The organism is Actinotalea subterranea, assembly GCF_008364845.1.
Classification (GTDB): domain Bacteria; phylum Actinomycetota; class Actinomycetes; order Actinomycetales; family Cellulomonadaceae; genus Actinotalea; species Actinotalea subterranea.
The window spans coordinates 160,932-179,018 of record NZ_VTTP01000004.1; the positions used below are offsets into that span (position 1 = coordinate 160,932).

Genomic DNA, 18,087 nt, shown 5'->3' on the forward strand with positions numbered 1-18,087 from the left:
ACCCCTGGAACTGCGGAAAGAAGAACTCGATGGCACAGAAGGTTCAGGTCGTCCTCGTCGACGACATCGATGGCGGCAAGGCTGACGAGACCGTCACCTTCGCGCTCGACGGCGTCTCCTACGAGATCGACCTCAGCACCGGCAACGCGGCCGCGCTCCGTGACGCGTTCGCCTCGTGGGTAGGCCACGCGCGTCGGGTCGGCGGCCGTACACGCACCGCACGCCGGTCCACCGGCGGCTCCACGCGCGCCTCCGGGGGGCAGAGCGCCGAGATCCGCGACTGGGCCCGGGCCAACGGCTACACGGTCAACGAGCGGGGCCGCATCCCGGCCGAGGTCAAGGCCGCGTACGACGCCCGCTGACGCACCCGGCACGCCGCGACGAGAGCCCGCCTGCTCCGAGCAGGCGGGCTCTCGCGCGTCCGGGTACGTGAGGCCGGCGCGCCACGGACAGCGGTCCGGCGGACGCGGAGCCGGCGGCGGCTGACCCGCCGCCGGCACACCCGCGCCGCCCCCGCACCCGTCAGGGCCGGCGGGCCGTGAGCTCGCGGACCGCCGCGTACTGCTCGCGGACCTGCGGCGCGGCGTCGGCCGTGAAGACCTGCGCCGTGGACGCCGCCCACGCGGGGGCGGGCACGGGCGCACCGGTGCCCCCGCCGACGGCCCGCTGCGCGGCGAGGACCCACGCGGCCTGCCGTGCGGCGCCGTCGGCCACGTACTCGCCGGGCTCGGGCACCGTGACGTCCAGGCCGAGGACCGCGGGGGCGATGCGGCGGACGGCCTCGGACTGCGCACCGCCGCCGATGAGCTGGACGCGCTCGACGGGCACGCCCTGCGCCCGCAGCGCGTCCAGGCCGTCGGCGAGGGCGCAGAGCATGCCCTCGACCGCGGCCCGGGCGAGGTGCGCGGGCGTCGTGTTGGCGAGCCGCATGCCGTGCAGGGCGCCCGTCGCGTCAGGCTTGTTGGGCGTCCGCTCGCCCTCGAGGTACGGGACGAGGACGAGGCCGTCCGCGCCCGCCGGTGCGGACAGGGCGAGGGCGCTCAGCCCGGCGTGGTCGACGCCGAGCATGCGCGCCGCGGCGTCGAGGACCCGCGAGGCGTTGAGCGTGCACGCGAGCGGCAGGAAGGCGCCGGTGGCGTCGGCGAACCCCGTGACCAGGCCCGAGGCGTCAGCGGTCGGTGCGGCGGACACGGCGGAGACGACGCCGGAGGTTCCGATCGAGATCGCGACGTCGCCGGGGCGCATGCCCAGCCCGAGGGCGGCAGCGGCGTTGTCGCCCGCACCCGCCCCGAGGAGCAGGGGTGCTGCGCCGGGGCGCTCGACGACGTGCGCGGCGTCCCAGGGGTGCACGACGCGCGGCAGGACCGCGTCGTGGCCGAGGCCGAGCACGAGGAGGTCGCGCCGGTAGTCGTCGGTGAAGGGCGACCAGTAGCCGGTACCGCTCGCGTCGGAGCGGTCGGTGGTGAGCTGGTCGAGGGCCGCGCCCGCGCCGGGGCCGTGGCCCGCGAGGCGCCACGTCAGCCAGTCGTGCGGCAGGGCGACGGCCGCGACCCGGGCCGCGTTGGCGGGCTCGGCGTCGCGCAGCCAGCGCAGCTTGGTGACCGTGAAGGAGGCCACGGGCACGGAGCCCGTCGCCTCGGCCCACGCGCGCGCGCCCGTGGTGCCCGGGGTCGACCCGGCCCCGAGCTCCTCGACGAGGTCGAGCGCGGCCTGGGCGGAGCGTGTGTCGTTCCACAGGAGCGCGTCGCGGACGACGGCCCCGTCCGCGTCGAGGGCCACCATGCCGTGCTGCTGGCCTCCCACGGCCAGGGCCGCGACGTCGTCGAGACCTCCGGCGTCCGCGACCGCGGACTGCAGGGCGTCCCACCAGTGGCGGGGGTCGACCTCGGTGCCGTCGGGGTGGCTCGCACGGCCGGTGCGCACGAGTGCACCGGTGTCGGCGTCGCGCACCACGACCTTGCAGGACTGGGTGGACGAGTCCACGCCGGCGACGAGCGTCATCGCTCCTCCTTGGGGAGACGGGCGGGCCCCGGGCGGCGTGCTGCCGCCCGGGGCCAGGTGGGTGTGAGGGTCAGCGCGCGCCGAGCGCGTGCTCGAGGGCGAGCTGGTTGAGCCGGACGAAGTGGAAGCCGCGCGCGGCGACCTCCTCGACGTCGAGCTCCTCGTAGGCGCTGCGGTCCGCCAGGAGGTCCTGGAGCGTCTCGCCCTCGCCGAGGGTCGGCTGAGCCAGGTCGAAGACGCCCGACGCCTCGAGCGCCTCCTGCACCTCCGGGTCGGCGCGGAAGGCCCGCGCGCGGTCGGCCAGCAGGATGTACGTCGCCATGTTGGCGGCGGCCGAGTCCCACACGCCCTGCATGTTCTCGGTGCGCGACGGCTTGTAGTCGAAGTGGACCGGGCCGTCGTAGCGGGGGCCGCCGCTCGGGAAGCCGTTGACCAGGAGGTCGACGGTGGCGAACGCCGAGAAGAGGTCGCCGTGGCCGAAGACGAGGTCCTGGTCGTACTTGATGGAGCGCTGGCCGTTGAGGTCGATGTGGAAGAGCTTGTCCGCCCACAGCGCCTGGGCCAGGCCCGTCGTGTAGTTGAGGCCGGCCATCTGCTCGTGGCCCACCTCGGGGTTGAGGCCGACGATGTCGCCGTTCTCGAGCTTGGCGATGAGGCCGAGCGCGTGGCCGATCGTGGGCAGGAGGATGTCGCCACGGGGCTCGTTGGGCTTGGGCTCGAGCGCGATGCGCAGGTCGTAGCCCTTCTCCTTGATGTAGCCGGCGACCGTGTCGATGCCCTCCGCGTACCGGGCGTGCGCGGCGTAGAGGTCCTTGGCGGCGTCGTACTCGGCGCCCTCGCGGCCGCCCCACATGACGAACGTCTTGGCGCCCAGCTCGGCTGCGAGGTCCACGTTGCGGATGATCTTGCGCAGGCCGTAGCGGCGCACGCGGCGGTCGTTCGAGGTGAACGCGCCGTCCTTGAAGATCGGGTGCGAGAACGTGTTGGTCGTGACCATCTCGACCTGGATGCCGGTCTCCTCGAGCGCACCGCGGAAGCGGGCGAGGATGCGGTCGCGCTCGGCGGCGTCGGAGCCGAACGGCACGACGTCGTCGTCGTGGAACGTCACGAACGACGCGCCGAGCTCGGCGAGACGGTGGACGGACTCGACGGGGTCGGTCCACGGGCGGGTCGCGTCACCGAACTGGTCACGCGCCTCCCAGCCGACGGTCCAGAGGCCGAACGAGAACTTGTCCTCGGGGGTGGGCTTGCGCACCATGCTGGCTTCTCCTCGGTGAGAACGATTCGGGCAGGCCCGGCGGCCAGCCATTTGTTGTATGGCTGAACTTATCCGCGATGCCCGATAGGGTCAAGGCATGACGCAGGTGCAGCGTGCCGGGGGGTCGGCCCCGCTGCGTCCCCACCGCAGCGCCGGACCGGCCGGGGGAGCGCGCGCCGCGCGCCAGCAGAGCCTGCGCCACCACAACCTCGGCCTGGCCCTGCGCCACGTGATGGACGCCCCCGAGCCCGTGTCGCGCGCCGACATCGCCGCCGCCACGGGCCTGACGCGGGCGACGGTCTCGGCCCTGGTCGACAGGCTCATCGCGGCGGGTCTCGTGACCGAGCTCGAGCCCGTGGCCGCCCAGCGGGCCGGCCGGCCCGCCGTCCCGCTGGTCCCGGCGCGCGGCACGGTCGCCGCCGTGGGCATGGAGGTCAACGTCGACTACCTCGGGGTGCGCGCCATGGACCTCGCGGGCCGCGTGGTGACCGAGCGCGTGGAGCTGGGCGACTTCCGGGGGAGCGACCCCGTCGTGGTCCTCGACCGCCTCGCGCAGCTCGCGGGCTCCGCCGTCGCGCTCCTCTCGGCCGACGGCGTCGCGCTCGTCGGGCTCGCGCTCGCGATCCCCGGCCTGGTCGACAGCGACACCGGCCCCCTGCGGCTCGCCCCCAACCTGGGGTGGCGCGACGTCGACGTCGTCGGGATGCTCTCGGCGCACCCCGTGCTGGCGGGCCTGCCCCCGCGGCTCGCCAACGAGGCGAACCTCGCCGCACGCGCCGAGGCGCACGCACGCCGGCTGACCGGCCCCTCGAGCTTCGTGTACGTCTCGGGTGAGGTGGGCGTCGGTGGCGCGATCGTGCTCGACGGGCAGATCTTCGCCGGCCGGCACGGCTGGAGCGGTGAGATCGGCCACACCGTCCTGGGCACCGCGGGCGCCTTCGGGGAGGGCGGGACGCTCGAGAGCTACGCCGGCCAGGACGCGATCCTGGCCCGCGCGGGTCTGCCGAGGACCGCGCCCCTGGCCGCGCTGCTCGCGGCCGTCGCCGCGGGGGACGCCGCCGCGCTCGCCGCGCTCGACGTCGCGGGAGCGGCCCTGGGTGCGGCCCTCGCGAACGTCGTGAACGTGGTGGACGTCGAGCACGTGGTGCTCGGCGGCATCTACGCCGAGCTCGCCGAGCATGTCCGTGACGCGGTCACGGAGCAGCTGCGTCGCCGGGTGCTGTCGGCCCCCTGGTCGAGCGTCGAGCTGAGCGTGGCGCGTGCCGGGCAGTACCCCGCGATGACCGGCGGCGCGATCTCGGTGCTCGAGAGCCTCGTCGACGACCCGGCCGGGTGGGCGGGCGACGAGTCCGCGATGCCCCTCGTCGCCGGCGCGCCGCCCGCCCGTCGGTCCTGACCGGCCGCTCGCCGCCGCCGCTCGGCGCCCACGATCCGTAACCGGATCGTGACCCGCCCAGGCGCACCAGCCCCTTGCATGGAACGCGTTGCGTTCAATATGTTAAGCCAGCCGCAATAAGTTCAGCCAGACAACAAAACGCCGTCGCGCAGCGCCGCCGTGACCCGAGGAGGGGTGACGGTGGCGGCGACGGCAGGCGCGGCGCGCCGGACTGACCGGCGGAGAACCGGACCGAAGGGTGACAACGATGTCGACACGAAAGACCAGGGCGCTTGCCGCGATCGCGGGCACGGCGCTCCTCCTCGGGCTCGGGGCGTGCAGCGCCGAGCGGACCGAGACCCCTGCCGACGAGGAGACCGCGGCGGCGGGCGAGGAGGGTGGCGGCCTCATCGGCATCGCCATGCCGACGCGCAGCCTCGAGCGGTGGAACAAGGACGGGTCGAACCTCGAGACCCTGCTTCAGGACGCGGGCTACGAGACGAGCCTGCAGTACGCGGACAACAAGGTCGACCAGCAGATCACGCAGCTGCAGAACATGATCAACTCTGGTGCCGAGGTCCTGGTCATCGCCTCGATCGACGGCACCGCGCTCGGCCCGGTGCTCGAGGACGCGGCCAGCAAGGACATCAAGGTCATCGCGTACGACCGCCTGATCAACGACACGGACAACGTCGACTACTACGCGACGTTCGACAACTACCAGGTCGGCCAGGAGCAGGGGAAGTTCATCGAGGAGCAGCTCGGTCTCGCCGACGGCGCGGGCCCGTTCAACCTCGAGCCCTTCGCCGGCTCCCCGGACGACAACAACGCGAAGTTCTTCTTCAGCGGCGCGTGGGACGTCCTGCTCCCCTACGTGGAGTCCGGGCAGCTCGTGACGCCGTCGGGCAAGGCGCCGGCGAGCAACGACGACTGGGCCTCGATCGGCATCCTCGGCTGGGGCTCCGACGACGCGCAGGCCGAGATGGAGAACCGTCTCAACTCGTTCTACAGCGGCGGTGACAAGGTCGACGTCGTCCTGTCGCCCAACGACTCGCTCGCGCTGGGCATCGCCCAGGCCCTCGAGAGCGCGGGCTACGCACCCGGCGACGGCTACCCGATCCTCACCGGTCAGGACGCCGACGAGGCCAACGTGAAGAACATGATCGCCGGCAAGCAGTCGATGACGGTCTGGAAGGACACGCGCACCCTCGCGCAGCAGGTCGCCACGATGGTCGACCAGGTCGTCACGGGCGCCGACGTCGACGTCAACGACACCGAGACCTACGACAACGGGAACAAGGTCGTCCCGACCTACCTGCTCCCGCCGCAGGTCGTCACCCCGGACACGATCGAGCAGTACCTCGTCGAGTCCGGCTACTTCACCGCCGACCAGCTCGGCCTCTGAGCCGTCCAGCGGCCCGCACGTGGCCTGCCCGGTGCGCACGCACCGGGCAGGCCACGCCCTGCGGCGAACCGCCGACGGTCCCCGTCCCCAAGAGACTGTGAGCTGACATGTCGAGCCAGAGCACCATCCTCGAGATGCGGAACATCACCAAGACCTTCCCGGGCGTCAAGGCGCTCCAGGACGTGACGCTCGAGGTCGAGCGCGGCGTGGTGCACGCGATCTGCGGCGAGAACGGCGCAGGCAAGTCGACCCTGATGAACGTGCTGTCCGGGGTCTACCCGCACGGGAGCTACGAGGGGGAGATCCTCTTCGAGGGCGAGCCCTGCAACTTCCGGACGATCCGCGACAGCGAGGAGCGCGGGATCGTCATCATCCACCAGGAGCTCGCGCTGAGCCCCTTCCTGTCGATCGCCGAGAACATCTTCCTCGGCAACGAGCGTCAGACCCGCGGCGTCATCGACTGGACCAAGACCAACGTCGAGGCCGCGCAGCTGCTGGCCAGGGTCGGCCTCGACGAGCACGCGGACACCAAGATCGTGGACATCGGCGTCGGCAAGCAGCAGCTCGTCGAGATCGCCAAGGCGCTCTCCAAGCGGGTCAAGCTCCTCATCCTCGACGAGCCCACCGCGGCGCTCAACGACGAGGACAGCGCCCACCTGCTCGACCTGATCCGCAGCCTGCGTGGCCAGGGCATCACCTGCATCATCATCAGCCACAAGCTCAACGAGATCGCGTCCATCGCGGACTCCACGACGGTGATCCGGGACGGCCGCACGATCGAGACGCTCGACATGCGCGGCGACGAGCCCGTGAGCGAGGAGCGCATCATCCGGGGCATGGTCGGGCGTTCGCTCGACCACCGCTTCCCGGAACGTCACGCCGTCATCGGCGAGGAGGCGCTGCGGATCGAGGACTGGACGGTGCACCACCCGCTCCAGCAGGACCGCGTCGTCGTGGACAACGCGTCGCTCAACGTCCACCGGGGCGAGGTCGTGGGCCTCGCGGGTCTCATGGGCGCCGGGCGCACCGAGCTCGCGATGAGCGTGTTCGGCAGGTCGTACGGGAGCCACATCACGGGTCGTCTGATCAAGGACGGCAAGGAGCTCACGCTCCACTCCGTCGGCCAGGCCATCCGTGCCGGCATCGCGTACGCGACCGAGGACCGCAAGAGGTTCGGCCTCAACCTCATCGACGACATCAAGCGCAACATCTCCGCGTCGGCCCTCGGCAAGGTCTCGCAGTGGGGCGTCATGGACGCGAGCGGTGAGACCAAGGTGGCCGGCAAGTACCGCGCCGACCTCAACATCAAGGCGCCGTCGGTGGACGTCATCACCGGGACGCTCTCGGGTGGCAACCAGCAGAAGGTCGTCCTGAGCAAGTGGATCTTCGCGGATCCGGACGTCCTCATCCTCGACGAGCCGACGCGCGGCATCGACGTCGGTGCGAAGTACGAGATCTACACCATCATCAACGCCCTGGCGGAGGCCGGCAAAGCCGTCATCGTCATCTCCTCCGAGCTCCCCGAGCTCCTGGGCGTCTGCGACCGCATCTACGCGCTGAGCCAGGGCCGCATCACCGGCGAGGTCCCCCGAGCCGAGGCCACCCAGGAGTCCCTCATGCGCTACATGACCATGGAGAAGGAAGTGTCCCGATGACCAGCTTGAAGCGCAGCCTGGGCGGTGACGTCCGGCAGTACGGGATCATGGCCGCGCTCGTCGTGATCGTGATCCTCTTCCAGGTCCTGACGGACAGCAAGCTCCTCCTGCCGAACAACGTCGCGAGCCTCGTCGGCCAGAACGCCTACGTGATGATCCTCGCGATCGGCATGGTCATGGTGATCGTCGCGGGCCACATCGACCTGTCCGTCGGGTCCGTCGTCGCGTTCGTCGGCGGCGTCTCGGCGCTCGCGATGAGCGACGCGGGGCTCCCGTGGCTGGTCGCCGTCGGGATCGGCCTGCTGCTCGGCGCCCTCGTGGGGGCGTGGCAGGGCTTCTGGGTCGCCTACGTCGGCATCCCCGCCTTCATCGTGACCCTCGCGGGCATGCTGATCTTCCGGGGTCTCGCCATCGTGCTCGTGGGCGTGACGATCGCGGGCCTGCCGGCGCCGTTCGTGCAGATCTCCAACGGCTACGTGCCCAACGGGCTCGGCTACCTCGCGAACCGTGACATCGTGACGCTGCTCCTGGGCGCCGCGACGATCGCGGCCCTCGCGGTGACCCAGATCCGGGCGCGTCGCGACCTCGTCAAGCACGAGCTCAAGGTCGACCCGTTCGGGGCCTTCATCGGCAAGCTCGTGCTCTTCTCCGCGCTCATCGGGTTCCTCACCTGGATCCTCGCGGGCAGCGCGGGCGGTACGCCGATCGTCCTGGTGATCGTCGGCGTGCTCGTGATCGTCTACACGTTCGTCATGGGCAAGACGGTCTTCGGCCGCCACGTCTACGCGATCGGTGGCAACCTGCACGCCGCGATCCTCTCGGGCGTGAACACACGCAAGGTCAACTTCTGGATCTTCGTGAACATGGGCGTCCTGGCGGGCATCGCGGGCGTCGTGACGACGTCCCGGGCGGGTGCGGCCATCGCGGCGGCGGGCCAGAACTACGAGCTCGACGCGATCGCCGCGTGCTTCATCGGCGGCACGGCCGTGACCGGCGGCATCGGCAAGGTGTCGGGCGCCATGGTCGGTGCGCTCATCATGGGCGTGCTCAACATGGGCCTGTCGATCATGAGCGTGGACGCCGCGTGGCAGCAGGCCATCAAGGGCCTCGTGCTCCTGCTCGCGGTCGCGTTCGACCTGCTCAACAAGCGTCGGGCGCCGTCCGCCTGACGTCGCACGTGCGAGGGGCCGGGACGCGTCGCAGTCGTCCCGGCCCCTCGTGCTGTCCCCACCCGGCGACCGCGGGCGTCGCGCAGGTCCGCGACCGTAGGCTTCGAGGGTGACTCCACCGGCAGACGGACCGCACCGCCGACCGCGCGCCCTGTGGGTGGGCACCTACCCGCCCGACGGGCCGGAGGGCGAGCCCGACCGCGGCGAGGGCATCTGGCGCGTGCTGCTCGACCCGGCCACCGGGGCGCTCGCCGGGCACCTGGTCACCGGGTCGCCCGCGCCGTCGTTCCTCGCCCTGAGCCCCGACGGTGCGACGCTCTACGCGGTGGGGGAGACGGTGCCCGGCACCGTCACGGCGTTCGACGTGCTGCCCGACGGCGGGCTCGCGCTGCGCGGGCGTGTCGGCAGCGGGGGCGACTCGCCCTGCCACGTCGTCGTCGCACCGGACGGCCGCACCCTGTACGTGAGCAACTACGGGTCGGGCTCCCTCGCCGTGCTCCCCCTCGCGGCCGACGGCGCGTTCTCCCACGAGGTCGAGCGGGCCGGCGGGCCTGTCCAGGTGCTCGACGGAGCCGGGTCGGGCCCGCGCGCCGACCGCCAGGAGGGACCGCACGCGCACTTCGCGCTCCTCGCGCCCGGCGGGCGGCACGTGCTCGTCGCCGACCTCGGCGCGGACGAGCTGCGCAGGTACCGCGTCCTGGACGACGGCCTCCTCGCCGCCGACGGCGTCGCTTGCCGCTTCGCGCCCGGCACGGGCCCCCGGCACCTCGCGGTCGGGCCCGGAGACCACCTCTACGTGGTCGGTGAGCTCACCGCGACCCTGCACGTGCTCGCCTGGGACGCGGCGACGGGGACCGCGACCGAGCTCGCGACCGTCCCGGCGTGCCACAGCCCGGTCGTCAGCGGCACCCACCAGTACCCCGCGCACCCGGTGGTCGTCGGCGACCGGCTGCTCGTGACCGTCCGCGGGGCGGACGTCGTGGCGGAGCACGTGCTGCACGACGGCGGTCGGCGCCTCGCGCACGTGCGGGACGTCTCCGTGGGCGGCGCCTGGCCACGCCACGTCGCGGCCGTCGACGTCGGGGGCGAGCCGCTCGCCGGTGCGGGCGCGGTCGGTGCCCACGCCGGTGCGGGCACAGTCGGCACCGGCCCACGCACCTGGCTCGTCGTCGCCGTGCAGAACGGCGGCCGGCTCACGTCCCTCGCGCACGACCACGCGGGCCTGACCGCGGCGCCCCACGGCGGCCAGGCCGGGGACGGCGCGCTCGACGTGCCGTTCCCGGCGTGCGTCCTCGAGGCGCGCTGACCGGACACCCGCCGGGGTGATCCTGCGCACACTGCGGGGCGCGGCCCCGCGGTGCGCGCGTCCGCGGGCCGTACGTCGGACGCGCCTGTGCGCCGTGCCGACGGATACTGGGAGTGCCCGGACGCACGCCCGGGCGCCGCCAGCATCCGTCGAGGCACCGGGAGGGACGCGATGACCCGCGAGGGGACGCGCGTGGCCATGCTCTCCGTGCACACGTCGCCGCTGGACCAGCCGGGTGTCGGTGACGCCGGTGGCATGAACGTCTACGTGACCGGCCTCGCGCAGGCCCTCGCGGCACGCGGCGCCGAGGTCGAGATCTTCACGCGCGCCACCTCGTCGGAGCTCGCCGAGATCGTGCCCGTGAGCGACGGCGTCGTCGTCCACCACGTGCCGGCCGGGCCGTACGAGGGCCTGGACAAGACGGAGCTGCCGGGTCAGCTGTGCGCCTTCACCGCGGGTGTCCTGCGCACCGAGGCGGCGCGCGCACCGCGGTCCTACGACGTCGTGCACTCGCACTACTGGCTGTCCGGGCACGTCGGCTGGCTCGCGGCCGACCGGTGGGACGTCCCGCTCGTCCACACGATGCACACCCTCGCCAAGGTCAAGAACGCGGCCCTCGCGCCCGGCGACGCGCCGGAGCCCGCGGGCCGGGTCATCGGTGAGGAGCAGGTCGTCGCCGCCGCGCACGCGCTCGTCGCGAGCACGGCCGAGGAGGCGTCCGACCTGGTCGACCTGTACGACGCGGACCCCGCGGCCGTGCACGTGGTGGCACCCGGCGTCGACCTCGACCTCTTCCACCCGGGCACGACCGACCTGGGACCCGCGGGCCTGGCGTCCGCGCAGGCGACGGCGCGGACCGAGCTCGGTCTGGCGGCCGACGAGCCGCTCGTGCTCTTCGCGGGTCGCATCCAGCCGCTCAAGGCGCCCGACGTCCTGGTCCGGGCGCTCGCGGAGCTCGGCGAGCGGGGCCGGCCCGTCCCGCGGCTCGTCCTCCTCGGCGGGCCGAGCGGGGCGCGCCACGGCCTGGACGAGCTGCACGCGCTCGCCGCCCGCCTCGGGGTCGCCGACCGGGTCCACGTCCACCCGCCCGTCGAGCGTGGCCTCCTCGCGCGCTGGTTCCGGGCGGCCGACGTCGTGGCCGTGCCCTCGCGCAGCGAGTCGTTCGGCCTGGTCGCGGCCGAGGCCCAGGCCTGCGGGACACCGGTCGTCGCGGCGGGCGTCGGCGGCCTGCGCACGGTCGTGGCCGACGGCGTCTCCGGTCAGCTCGTCCGCGGGCACGACCCCCACCGGTGGGCCCGCGTGCTCGGCGACCTGCTCGCCGACCCCGCGCGCCGCGCGAGCCTCGGCGCGGGTGCCGCCCGCAACGGCCGGCGCCTCGGCTGGGACGCCGCGGCCGCCTCCATGCTCAAGGTCTACGACCTCGCGGCGGGCCGCCTCGCCGACGAGCGCTCACGCTCGCGGGACGTGCCCACGGGCCCGAGGTCCCGCAGCCTGCCGCGCGCCGATGCGGCAGGATGGCAGGCATGACCTACACCCTTGTGCTGCTCCGCCACGGCGAGAGCGAGTGGAACGCGAAGAACCTGTTCACCGGCTGGGTCGACGTCGCGCTCTCCGAGAAGGGCGTGGCCGAGGCCACGCGTGGCGGGACCCTCCTGACGGACGCGGGCGTGCTGCCCGACGTCGTGCACACCTCCCTCCTGCGCCGCGCCATCACCACGGCGAACCTGGCGCTCGACGCGGCCGACCGCCACTGGATCCCGGTCAAGCGCAGCTGGCGCCTCAACGAGCGTCACTACGGTGCGCTCCAGGGCAAGGACAAGAAGCAGACGCTCGCCGAGTTCGGCGAGGAGCAGTTCATGCTGTGGCGCCGCTCCTACGACGTCCCGCCGCCGGACATCGCGCTCGGCTCGGAGTTCTCGCAGGACACGGACCCGCGCTACGCCGGGATCGAGCCCGTCCTCGCCGAGTGCCTCAAGGACGTCCTCGAGCGCGCCCTGCCGTACTGGACCAGCGACATCGTGCCGGACCTCCAGGAGGGCAAGACCGTCCTCGTCGCCGCGCACGGCAACTCGCTGCGCGCGATCGTCAAGTACCTCGACGACATCGACGACGAGTCGATCGCCGGGCTCAACATCCCCACGGGCATCCCGCTGCTCTACGAGCTGGACGAGAACTTCAAGCCCGTCACCAAGGGTGGCACGTACCTCGACCCCGACGCCGCCGCCGAGGCGATCAAGGCTGTCGCGAACCAGGGCCGGTAGGCACCACCGCTCGACCGTACGACGGCCCGTCGCCCCCCACGGCGGCGGGCCGTCGTGCCTCACCCGGCCCACCGGTCCTCCGCCCGACCGAGGAGAGCTGCGATGACGTTGACGCTCGTGCTGCTGCGGCACGGCCAGAGCGAGGGCAACGCCCAGGGCGTGTTCACCGGCTGGCAGGACGTGCCGCTGACCGAGCTGGGCCTGGACCAGGCCCGCCGGGCGGGCCACCTCCTCGCGGACGCGGGTCTGCTGCCCGACGTGGTCCACACGTCGCTGCGGCGCCGCGCCATCACGACCGCGAACCTGGCGCTCGACGCGGCCGACCGGCACTGGATCCCGGTCGCGCGCAGCTGGCGGCTCAACGAACGCCACTACGGTGCGCTCCAGGGCAAGGACAAGCGGCAGGTCCGCGAGGAGTACGGGGACGACGCGTTCCAGGCGTGGCGTCGCTCGTACGCGACCGCGCCGCCCGCGCTCGACCCGGCACTGGCCGCGCAGACCGACCTCGCGGCGGGCCACGCCCGGCCCACGGGCGAGCCGACCATCCTCTCCGAGGCGCTGCGTGACGTCGTCGCCCGGGCCCTGCCGTACTGGCAGGACGCGATCGTGCCTGACCTGCGCACCGGTCGGGTGGTGCTCGTCGCGGCGCACGGCAACTCGATCCGGGCGCTGCTCAAGTACATCGACCGGATCTCCGACGAGGCCATCGCGGCGCTCGAGGTGCCCAACGGCATCCCCCTGCGCTACGACCTCGACGAGGTGTCGCTCGAGCCTCGGGTCCCCGGCGGGGTGTACCTGGACGCCGGTGCCGCGCGTGAGGCGATCGCGGCCGCGGCGCACATCGGCCGCTGAGCCGTCGTCGGCTGCTCTCAGCCGGCCGCGGCGCCGTCCGCCGCGCCCGGCTCGGTGCCGTCCGCCGGGCCGAGCTCCTCGAAGAGCGTGAGCTGGAGGCCCGCGGGCCCCTCGAGCCTCGCGTTCAGAGAGCGCCAGGGCGTGCGCGTGGGCCGTGCGAGGACCTCGGCGCCCGCGGCCTCCAGGCGGCCGGTCGCCTCGGTCGCGTCGGGGACCTCGAACGCGACGCGGACGTGACCCGCGACGCGGCGCCCCACCTCGACGTCGTCGATGAACTCGGCCTGCGCGGGGTCCGCGATCTCGAGGGTCGCGCGTCCGGCCTCGAGGATCGTCACGCGGCCGTCCTCGCTCGCGTACGCGGCGCGCTCCGGCAGCCCGAGGGCGTCCCGGTAGAAGGCGAGGGCCGCGTCGTAGTCCTGCGCGGTCACCACGAGCCGGAGCTCGCGGACCGCGGCCGGTGTCGTGTCCCGGGCGTCGTCGTCAGGAGTCGTCATGCTGGGGCAACGCCGGCTGCCCGGGCGCGGATTCCCCGGGCCGGACCACGCGTCGGCGCGGCCCGCCCAGGGTCGCCGTCAGCCGCGGTCGTCGGCGAAGTCGCCCGTGACGAGGTACACGACGCGCCGTGCCACGGAGACGCCGTGGTCACCGAAACGCTCGAAGTACCGCGCGCACAGGGTGACGTCGACGGTCTCCTGCGCCGTGAGCGACTGCGTGCCGCCGAGCGTCGCGCCGAACGTCTCGGCGTGGAGGCGGTCCAGCTTGTCGTCGTCGCGCTCGATCTCCTCGGCCAGTGCGAGGTCGTGCGAGGCGAGGACGGTCGTGACGCGCTGCGCGACGCTCACCGCGCTCGCGTGCATCTCCGCGAACGTGCTCTCGAGGTCCGCGGGGATCGCCTTGGCCGGGTAGCGCAGGCGTGCGACGGCGGCGACGTGCCGCGCGAGGTCACCCATCCGCTCGAGCGACGAGCTCATCCGCAGGGCGGAGACGACCACGCGCAGGTCGCGCGCCACGGGCTGCTGCTGGGCGATGAGCAGCACGCAGCGCTCGTCCAGGTCTCGCTCGATGGCGTCGATCGTGTGGTCGTCGGCGATGACGCTCTCGGCGAGGGCGAGGTCTGCCGTGAGCAGAGCCGTCCCGGCCGAGGAGATGGCCGACTCGACCAGGCGGCTCATGGCCGTCAGGTCCTCGCCGAGCGCTGTGAGCTCGGCGGTGAAGATGTCCCGCATCCGATCCCTCTCCGTTCGCTGCAGCCAGAACCGTGCCAGTGCCGGCGGTCGGGCAGGTGAACGCGGAGCCACCCGCAGGTGAACATCGGCGCACGGGCGGGCCAACGACCGTCGACCCGCCGCCCGGCCGTGGGCCGGACCTGGCACGACCGTACTTGCTCGAGGAGCACGCGGTCGCCTGTGGCGCTGGACGGCGGGGCGGACGGCCGGGCGGACGGCGGGGCGGGCGCGGGTCGCAACGGCCATACTTGCGCCATGGACGAGCAGCCGGTGGGGGCGCGGCGGGTGTCGCGACGGCGACGGAACCTCCTGGTGGGAGGCGTCGCCGCGCTCGTGCTCGTGCTCGTCGTGGCCCTGGGGCTGTCGGGCCTCGCGGGCCAGCGCCGCCTCGCGGACGCGCAGGAGGAGTTCCGGGCCGCGGCGACGGAGGTCGTGGCAGCGGCGGCGCAGGCGCAGGACGCGTCCGCGCGGCTGGCGGAGGCCGTCGACGCGGCGAACGCCGACCTCGCCGTGGCGCAGGCCGCGCTCGCGGCCGCCGAGGACGGCTACGTGCCCGCGGCGGAGAAGACCGCACTCCAGACCGCCGCGCAGCAGGCGACCGACGTCGTGACGGCCGCGGCCCCGCAGCCGCTCGAGCCCACGCGCCGGTCGAAGCCCGACGACGCCGCCGAGGCGCTCGCTCTCGCCGAGTCCCTGCGGGCGCGGAGCGCGGAGCTGGAGCAGGCCGCCGAGGCCGACGCCGAGCAGGTCACGGCGGTCCAGGCCGCGGTCGAGGCGACGCGTGCAGCCGGTGGTGCGCTCACCGCGGGTCTGCCCGCCGCCGCCGAGGCGGTGCTCGCGGCCAACCCCTCGACGGGTCAGCTCGCCCGGCTGGGCCTGCTCGACGTGGTCGAGACCCTGCCCGCGGCGGACGACTGGGACGAGGCGGCGGCCGCTGCCGTCGCGACGTACGTCTCGGCCGCGCACGCCGTCGAGGAGTCGCACGCGGCCGAGGAGGCCGAGAAGGCCGGACCGCTGCGCGAGCGCCGCATCGAGGTCGAGACGTTCGCGCGGTCCATCGCCGGGGGCGTGCCGCTCGACTTCGACTGGGCGACGATCGTCAACGGGTTCGGTCAGGGCGGGAGCCACGGCGGCACGGCCACGTGGGACCCGGCGTACGGCGGCTTCACGACGATCGCCCTCTCCGACAGCATCGCGGCGAGCTGGGGCACGGAGCCCGCGGGGCGGGCGGTCACGGTGCACGAGGTCGGCCACGCGATCGCGGCGAAGTGCTACGACATGTTCAGCACCTCGTTCAACGGCGAGCCCGAGACGTGGGCGACGGCCTGGGCGATCGGCATGGGGTACGACACGAACGGCAGCGGCGAGTCCCTGTACGGCCGCCCGTCGGACGACCTCATCGCCCTGTCCACGCAGTGCCGCTGACCGCACGGGTCCGCGACGTCGCTCCGTGGGCCGCGGTGGACCGCTGTTGGCACAGTGGGCGACCTGGTGACGCGCCGGTGAACGGCGCCCCGCCGGCGCGTGAACTTCTCACCCCGGCATCCCCGGTGACCTGCCCGGGAGCACCACGGCGGGGTCGAGCGACCGTACTGTGAGCGCGTGATCGATGGGATGACCGCGCTCGTCGCGGGTCTGCTGGGTCTTGCCGTCGGGCTCGTCGCCGCGCTCGCATTCCGCTTCAGCGAGCGGGAGCAGCAGGCGGGGCCCCCGACGCCGGAGCCCGAGGTCGACGACGGCACGACGGCCGTGCTCGCGGTGCTGCGCTCGGCCGCTGTCGTGACGACGACGGACGGGCGCGTGCTGCGGGCGAGTGCCGCGGCCCACGCGTACGGCCTCGTGCGTGACGACAGGGTGGTGCACGACGCCGTGCGCGACCTGCTGGGGGACGTCGCGCGCGACGGCGAGATCCGCGACGCCGAGCTCGAGCTGCCGCGTGGACCGCTCGGCGGAGGGACCGTCCTCCTCCAGCTACGGGCCGCGCCGCTGGGCATCCGGCACCTGCTGCTCCTCGCCGAGGACCGGACCGAGGCGCGTCGCGTCGAGGCGATCCGCCGCGACTTCGTGGTCAACGTGTCCCACGAGCTCAAGACGCCCGTCGGAGCGCTGTCGCTGCTCGCCGAGACGGTCGAGCAGGCGGCCGACGACCCGGAGGCCGTCCGCAGGTTCGCGACGCGGATCCAGACCGAGGTCACCCGCCTGTCCCGCCTGGTCCAGGAGATCATCGAGCTGTCCCGGCTCCAGGTCGAGGAGCCCCTCGGCAAGGCGCACGCCGTTCCGCTCGACGCCGTCGTCGGCGAGGCCGTGGACCGGGCACGCACGGGCGCGAGCGCGAAGTCCATCGAGATCCACGCGGGCGGTGACTCGGGTGCGCACGTGTGGGGCGACCACGACCTGCTCGTGACGGCGGTCCGCAACCTCCTGGACAACGCCGTGGCGTACTCCGAGGAAGGCACGCGCATCGCGGTCGGCACCACCGTCAAGGTGGACGAGGGCCTCGTCGAGGTCGCCGTCGTCGACCAGGGCATCGGCATCCCGGCCGAGGCCCAGTCCCGCCTGTTCGAGCGCTTCTACCGGGTGGACCCGGCTCGCTCGCGCGACACGGGCGGCACGGGCCTGGGCCTGAGCATCGTCAAGCACGTGGCCGCGGACCACGGCGGCGAGGTCACGGTATGGTCCGAGCCGGGTCAGGGGTCCACCTTCACCATCCGTCTCCCGCTCGCGGGCCCGAGCGCCGCACCCTCTGAAGGAGTTCGTCGATGACGCGCATCCTCGTGGTCGAGGACGAGGAGTCCTACCGCGACCCGCTGTCCTACCTGCTGCGCAAGGAGGGCTTCGAGGTCTCGGTCGCCGCGACCGGGCCGGAGGCGCTCGCGGAGTTCGACAGGGGCGGCGCGGACCTCGTCCTCCTCGACCTGATGCTCCCGGGTCTGAGCGGCACCGAGGTGTGCCGCCAGCTGCGGCAGCGCAGCACCGTGCCCGTCATCATGCTGACCGCGAAGGACAGCGAGATCGACAAGGTCGTGGGGCTCGAGATCGGCGCGGACGACTACGTGACCAAGCCGTACTCCTCGCGCGAGCTCCTCGCCCGGATCCGGGCCGTGCTCCGGCGGCAGTCCGACGCGGGCCCCGTCGACGACGAGGTGCTCGAGGTGGGCGGCCTGCGCCTGGACCCCGACCGCCACACGGTCGAGGTCGAGGGCGACGCGACGGCGTTCCCGCTCAAGGAGTTCGAGCTGCTCGAGCTCCTCATGCGCAACGCCGGCCGTGTCCTGACGCGCGGTCAGCTCATCGACCGGGTGTGGGGCTCGGACTACGTGGGCGACACGAAGACGCTCGACGTCCACGTGAAGCGCATCCGCGCGAAGATCGAGGGCGACCCCGCGAACCCGGTACGTCTGCTGACCGTGCGCGGCCTGGGCTACAAGCTCGCCGACGCGGACTGAGCGGCGGGCGTCGGCGCGAGTCGTCCACCGCTGTTCATCTCGCGTTCACCGGCCCTCGGCCGGTCGGTCACCCGAGGCTCCTACCGTCTGTCTCGGTCGGGCGCAGTCCGCGCTGACACGGATCGACAGGACG

At 73.4% G+C, this 18,087-nt stretch carries 16 protein-coding genes; 12 read left to right on the plus strand and 4 right to left on the minus strand.

What is annotated here, in order from left to right:
* Nucleotides 1-29 precede the first annotated feature (29 nt).
* Complete coding sequence (locus FZ988_RS09405) at nucleotides 30-362, plus strand: histone-like nucleoid-structuring protein Lsr2 (RefSeq protein WP_149203761.1); 333 nt, start codon at nucleotides 30-32, stop codon at nucleotides 360-362.
* Between the two features lie 160 nt (nucleotides 363-522).
* Here FZ988_RS09405 and xylB read toward each other — a convergent pair whose 3' ends face one another.
* Nucleotides 523-2,001, minus strand: coding sequence for a xylulokinase (gene xylB, locus FZ988_RS09410; protein WP_149203762.1), 1,479 nt, complete (start codon nucleotides 1,999-2,001; stop codon nucleotides 523-525).
* A gap of 70 nt (nucleotides 2,002-2,071) precedes the next feature.
* Nucleotides 2,072-3,259: a xylose isomerase gene (gene xylA, locus FZ988_RS09415; RefSeq protein ID WP_149203763.1), complete on the minus strand. Its 1,188-nt coding sequence runs from the start codon at nucleotides 3,257-3,259 to the stop codon at nucleotides 2,072-2,074.
* Nucleotides 3,260-3,356: 97 nt separating this feature from the next.
* Here xylA and FZ988_RS09420 point away from each other — a divergent pair, with 97 nt between their 5' ends.
* From FZ988_RS09420 to FZ988_RS09455, 8 genes are all read left to right on the plus strand, one after another.
* Nucleotides 3,357-4,655, plus strand: a complete 1,299-nt coding sequence (locus FZ988_RS09420) for an ROK family transcriptional regulator (RefSeq protein WP_149203764.1) — start codon at nucleotides 3,357-3,359, stop codon at nucleotides 4,653-4,655.
* Between the two features lie 247 nt (nucleotides 4,656-4,902).
* The gene (chvE, locus tag FZ988_RS09425; RefSeq protein ID WP_149203765.1) at nucleotides 4,903-6,039 is read left to right on the plus strand and encodes a multiple monosaccharide ABC transporter substrate-binding protein; all 1,137 of its coding nucleotides are present in this window, start codon (nucleotides 4,903-4,905) and stop codon (nucleotides 6,037-6,039) included.
* Between the two features lie 107 nt (nucleotides 6,040-6,146).
* On the plus strand, nucleotides 6,147-7,694 hold the full coding sequence (mmsA, locus tag FZ988_RS09430; protein ID WP_149203766.1) for a multiple monosaccharide ABC transporter ATP-binding protein: 1,548 nt from the start codon (nucleotides 6,147-6,149) through the stop codon (nucleotides 7,692-7,694).
* Nucleotides 7,691-8,863, plus strand: a complete 1,173-nt coding sequence (gene mmsB / locus FZ988_RS09435; RefSeq protein WP_149203767.1) for a multiple monosaccharide ABC transporter permease — start codon at nucleotides 7,691-7,693, stop codon at nucleotides 8,861-8,863. The genes mmsA and mmsB overlap by 4 nt, the downstream gene beginning before the upstream one ends.
* A 109-nt stretch (nucleotides 8,864-8,972) precedes the next feature.
* Nucleotides 8,973-10,169, plus strand: coding sequence for a lactonase family protein (locus FZ988_RS09440; RefSeq protein ID WP_149203768.1), 1,197 nt, complete (start codon nucleotides 8,973-8,975; stop codon nucleotides 10,167-10,169).
* A 171-nt stretch (nucleotides 10,170-10,340) separates the two neighbouring features.
* Entirely contained in the window at nucleotides 10,341-11,696 is a 1,356-nt protein-coding gene (mshA, locus tag FZ988_RS09445; RefSeq protein ID WP_149203769.1) for a D-inositol-3-phosphate glycosyltransferase, read from the plus strand.
* Entirely contained in the window at nucleotides 11,693-12,430 is a 738-nt protein-coding gene (locus FZ988_RS09450) for a phosphoglyceromutase (RefSeq protein ID WP_149203770.1), read from the plus strand. The genes mshA and FZ988_RS09450 overlap by 4 nt, the downstream gene beginning before the upstream one ends.
* Nucleotides 12,431-12,532: 102 nt before the next feature.
* Entirely contained in the window at nucleotides 12,533-13,282 is a 750-nt protein-coding gene (locus FZ988_RS09455) for a 2,3-bisphosphoglycerate-dependent phosphoglycerate mutase (protein ID WP_149203771.1), read from the plus strand.
* A 17-nt stretch (nucleotides 13,283-13,299) separates the two neighbouring features.
* Here FZ988_RS09455 and FZ988_RS09460 read toward each other — a convergent pair whose 3' ends face one another.
* Together FZ988_RS09460 and phoU are read right to left on the minus strand one after the other, a co-directional pair.
* A complete protein-coding gene (locus FZ988_RS09460; RefSeq protein ID WP_149203772.1) occupies nucleotides 13,300-13,776 on the minus strand; it encodes a VOC family protein in 477 nt (158 codons plus the stop codon).
* A 78-nt stretch (nucleotides 13,777-13,854) separates the two neighbouring features.
* Nucleotides 13,855-14,508, minus strand: a complete 654-nt coding sequence (gene phoU / locus FZ988_RS09465; RefSeq protein WP_149203773.1) for a phosphate signaling complex protein PhoU — start codon at nucleotides 14,506-14,508, stop codon at nucleotides 13,855-13,857.
* A gap of 255 nt (nucleotides 14,509-14,763) precedes the next feature.
* Between phoU and FZ988_RS09470 the strand changes: the two genes are divergently transcribed.
* The 3 genes from FZ988_RS09470 (at nucleotide 14,764) to FZ988_RS09480 (ending at nucleotide 17,954) form a co-directional block, all read left to right on the plus strand.
* Nucleotides 14,764-15,933, plus strand: a complete 1,170-nt coding sequence (locus FZ988_RS09470) for a hypothetical protein (RefSeq protein ID WP_149203774.1) — start codon at nucleotides 14,764-14,766, stop codon at nucleotides 15,931-15,933.
* 189 nt (nucleotides 15,934-16,122) lie between these two features.
* Nucleotides 16,123-17,271 (plus strand): sensor histidine kinase, encoded by a 1,149-nt coding sequence (locus FZ988_RS09475; protein WP_149203923.1) that lies wholly within the window; start codon nucleotides 16,123-16,125, stop codon nucleotides 17,269-17,271.
* Nucleotides 17,268-17,954 (plus strand): response regulator transcription factor, encoded by a 687-nt coding sequence (locus FZ988_RS09480; protein WP_149203775.1) that lies wholly within the window; start codon nucleotides 17,268-17,270, stop codon nucleotides 17,952-17,954. The genes FZ988_RS09475 and FZ988_RS09480 overlap by 4 nt, the downstream gene beginning before the upstream one ends.
* The last annotated feature ends 133 nt before the right edge of the window (nucleotides 17,955-18,087 follow it).

Coding starts and splice junctions, on each gene's coding strand:
- FZ988_RS09420 (WP_149203764.1), top strand. CDS start 3,357: ATGACGCAGGTGCAGCGTGCCGGGGGGTCGGCCCCGCTGCGTCCCCAC.
- xylA (WP_149203763.1), bottom strand. CDS start 3,259: ATGGTGCGCAAGCCCACCCCCGAGGACAAGTTCTCGTTCGGCCTCTGG.
- chvE (WP_149203765.1), top strand. CDS start 4,903: ATGTCGACACGAAAGACCAGGGCGCTTGCCGCGATCGCGGGCACGGCG.
- FZ988_RS09475 (WP_149203923.1), top strand. CDS start 16,123: ATGACCGCGCTCGTCGCGGGTCTGCTGGGTCTTGCCGTCGGGCTCGTC.
- FZ988_RS09460 (WP_149203772.1), bottom strand. CDS start 13,776: ATGACGACTCCTGACGACGACGCCCGGGACACGACACCGGCCGCGGTC.
- mmsA (WP_149203766.1), top strand. CDS start 6,147: ATGTCGAGCCAGAGCACCATCCTCGAGATGCGGAACATCACCAAGACC.
- FZ988_RS09455 (WP_149203771.1), top strand. CDS start 12,533: ATGACGTTGACGCTCGTGCTGCTGCGGCACGGCCAGAGCGAGGGCAAC.
- FZ988_RS09450 (WP_149203770.1), top strand. CDS start 11,693: ATGACCTACACCCTTGTGCTGCTCCGCCACGGCGAGAGCGAGTGGAAC.
- mmsB (WP_149203767.1), top strand. CDS start 7,691: ATGACCAGCTTGAAGCGCAGCCTGGGCGGTGACGTCCGGCAGTACGGG.
- FZ988_RS09480 (WP_149203775.1), top strand. CDS start 17,268: ATGACGCGCATCCTCGTGGTCGAGGACGAGGAGTCCTACCGCGACCCG.
- phoU (WP_149203773.1), bottom strand. CDS start 14,508: ATGCGGGACATCTTCACCGCCGAGCTCACAGCGCTCGGCGAGGACCTG.
- xylB (WP_149203762.1), bottom strand. CDS start 2,001: ATGACGCTCGTCGCCGGCGTGGACTCGTCCACCCAGTCCTGCAAGGTC.
- FZ988_RS09405 (WP_149203761.1), top strand. CDS start 30: ATGGCACAGAAGGTTCAGGTCGTCCTCGTCGACGACATCGATGGCGGC.
- mshA (WP_149203769.1), top strand. CDS start 10,341: ATGACCCGCGAGGGGACGCGCGTGGCCATGCTCTCCGTGCACACGTCG.
- FZ988_RS09470 (WP_149203774.1), top strand. CDS start 14,764: ATGGACGAGCAGCCGGTGGGGGCGCGGCGGGTGTCGCGACGGCGACGG.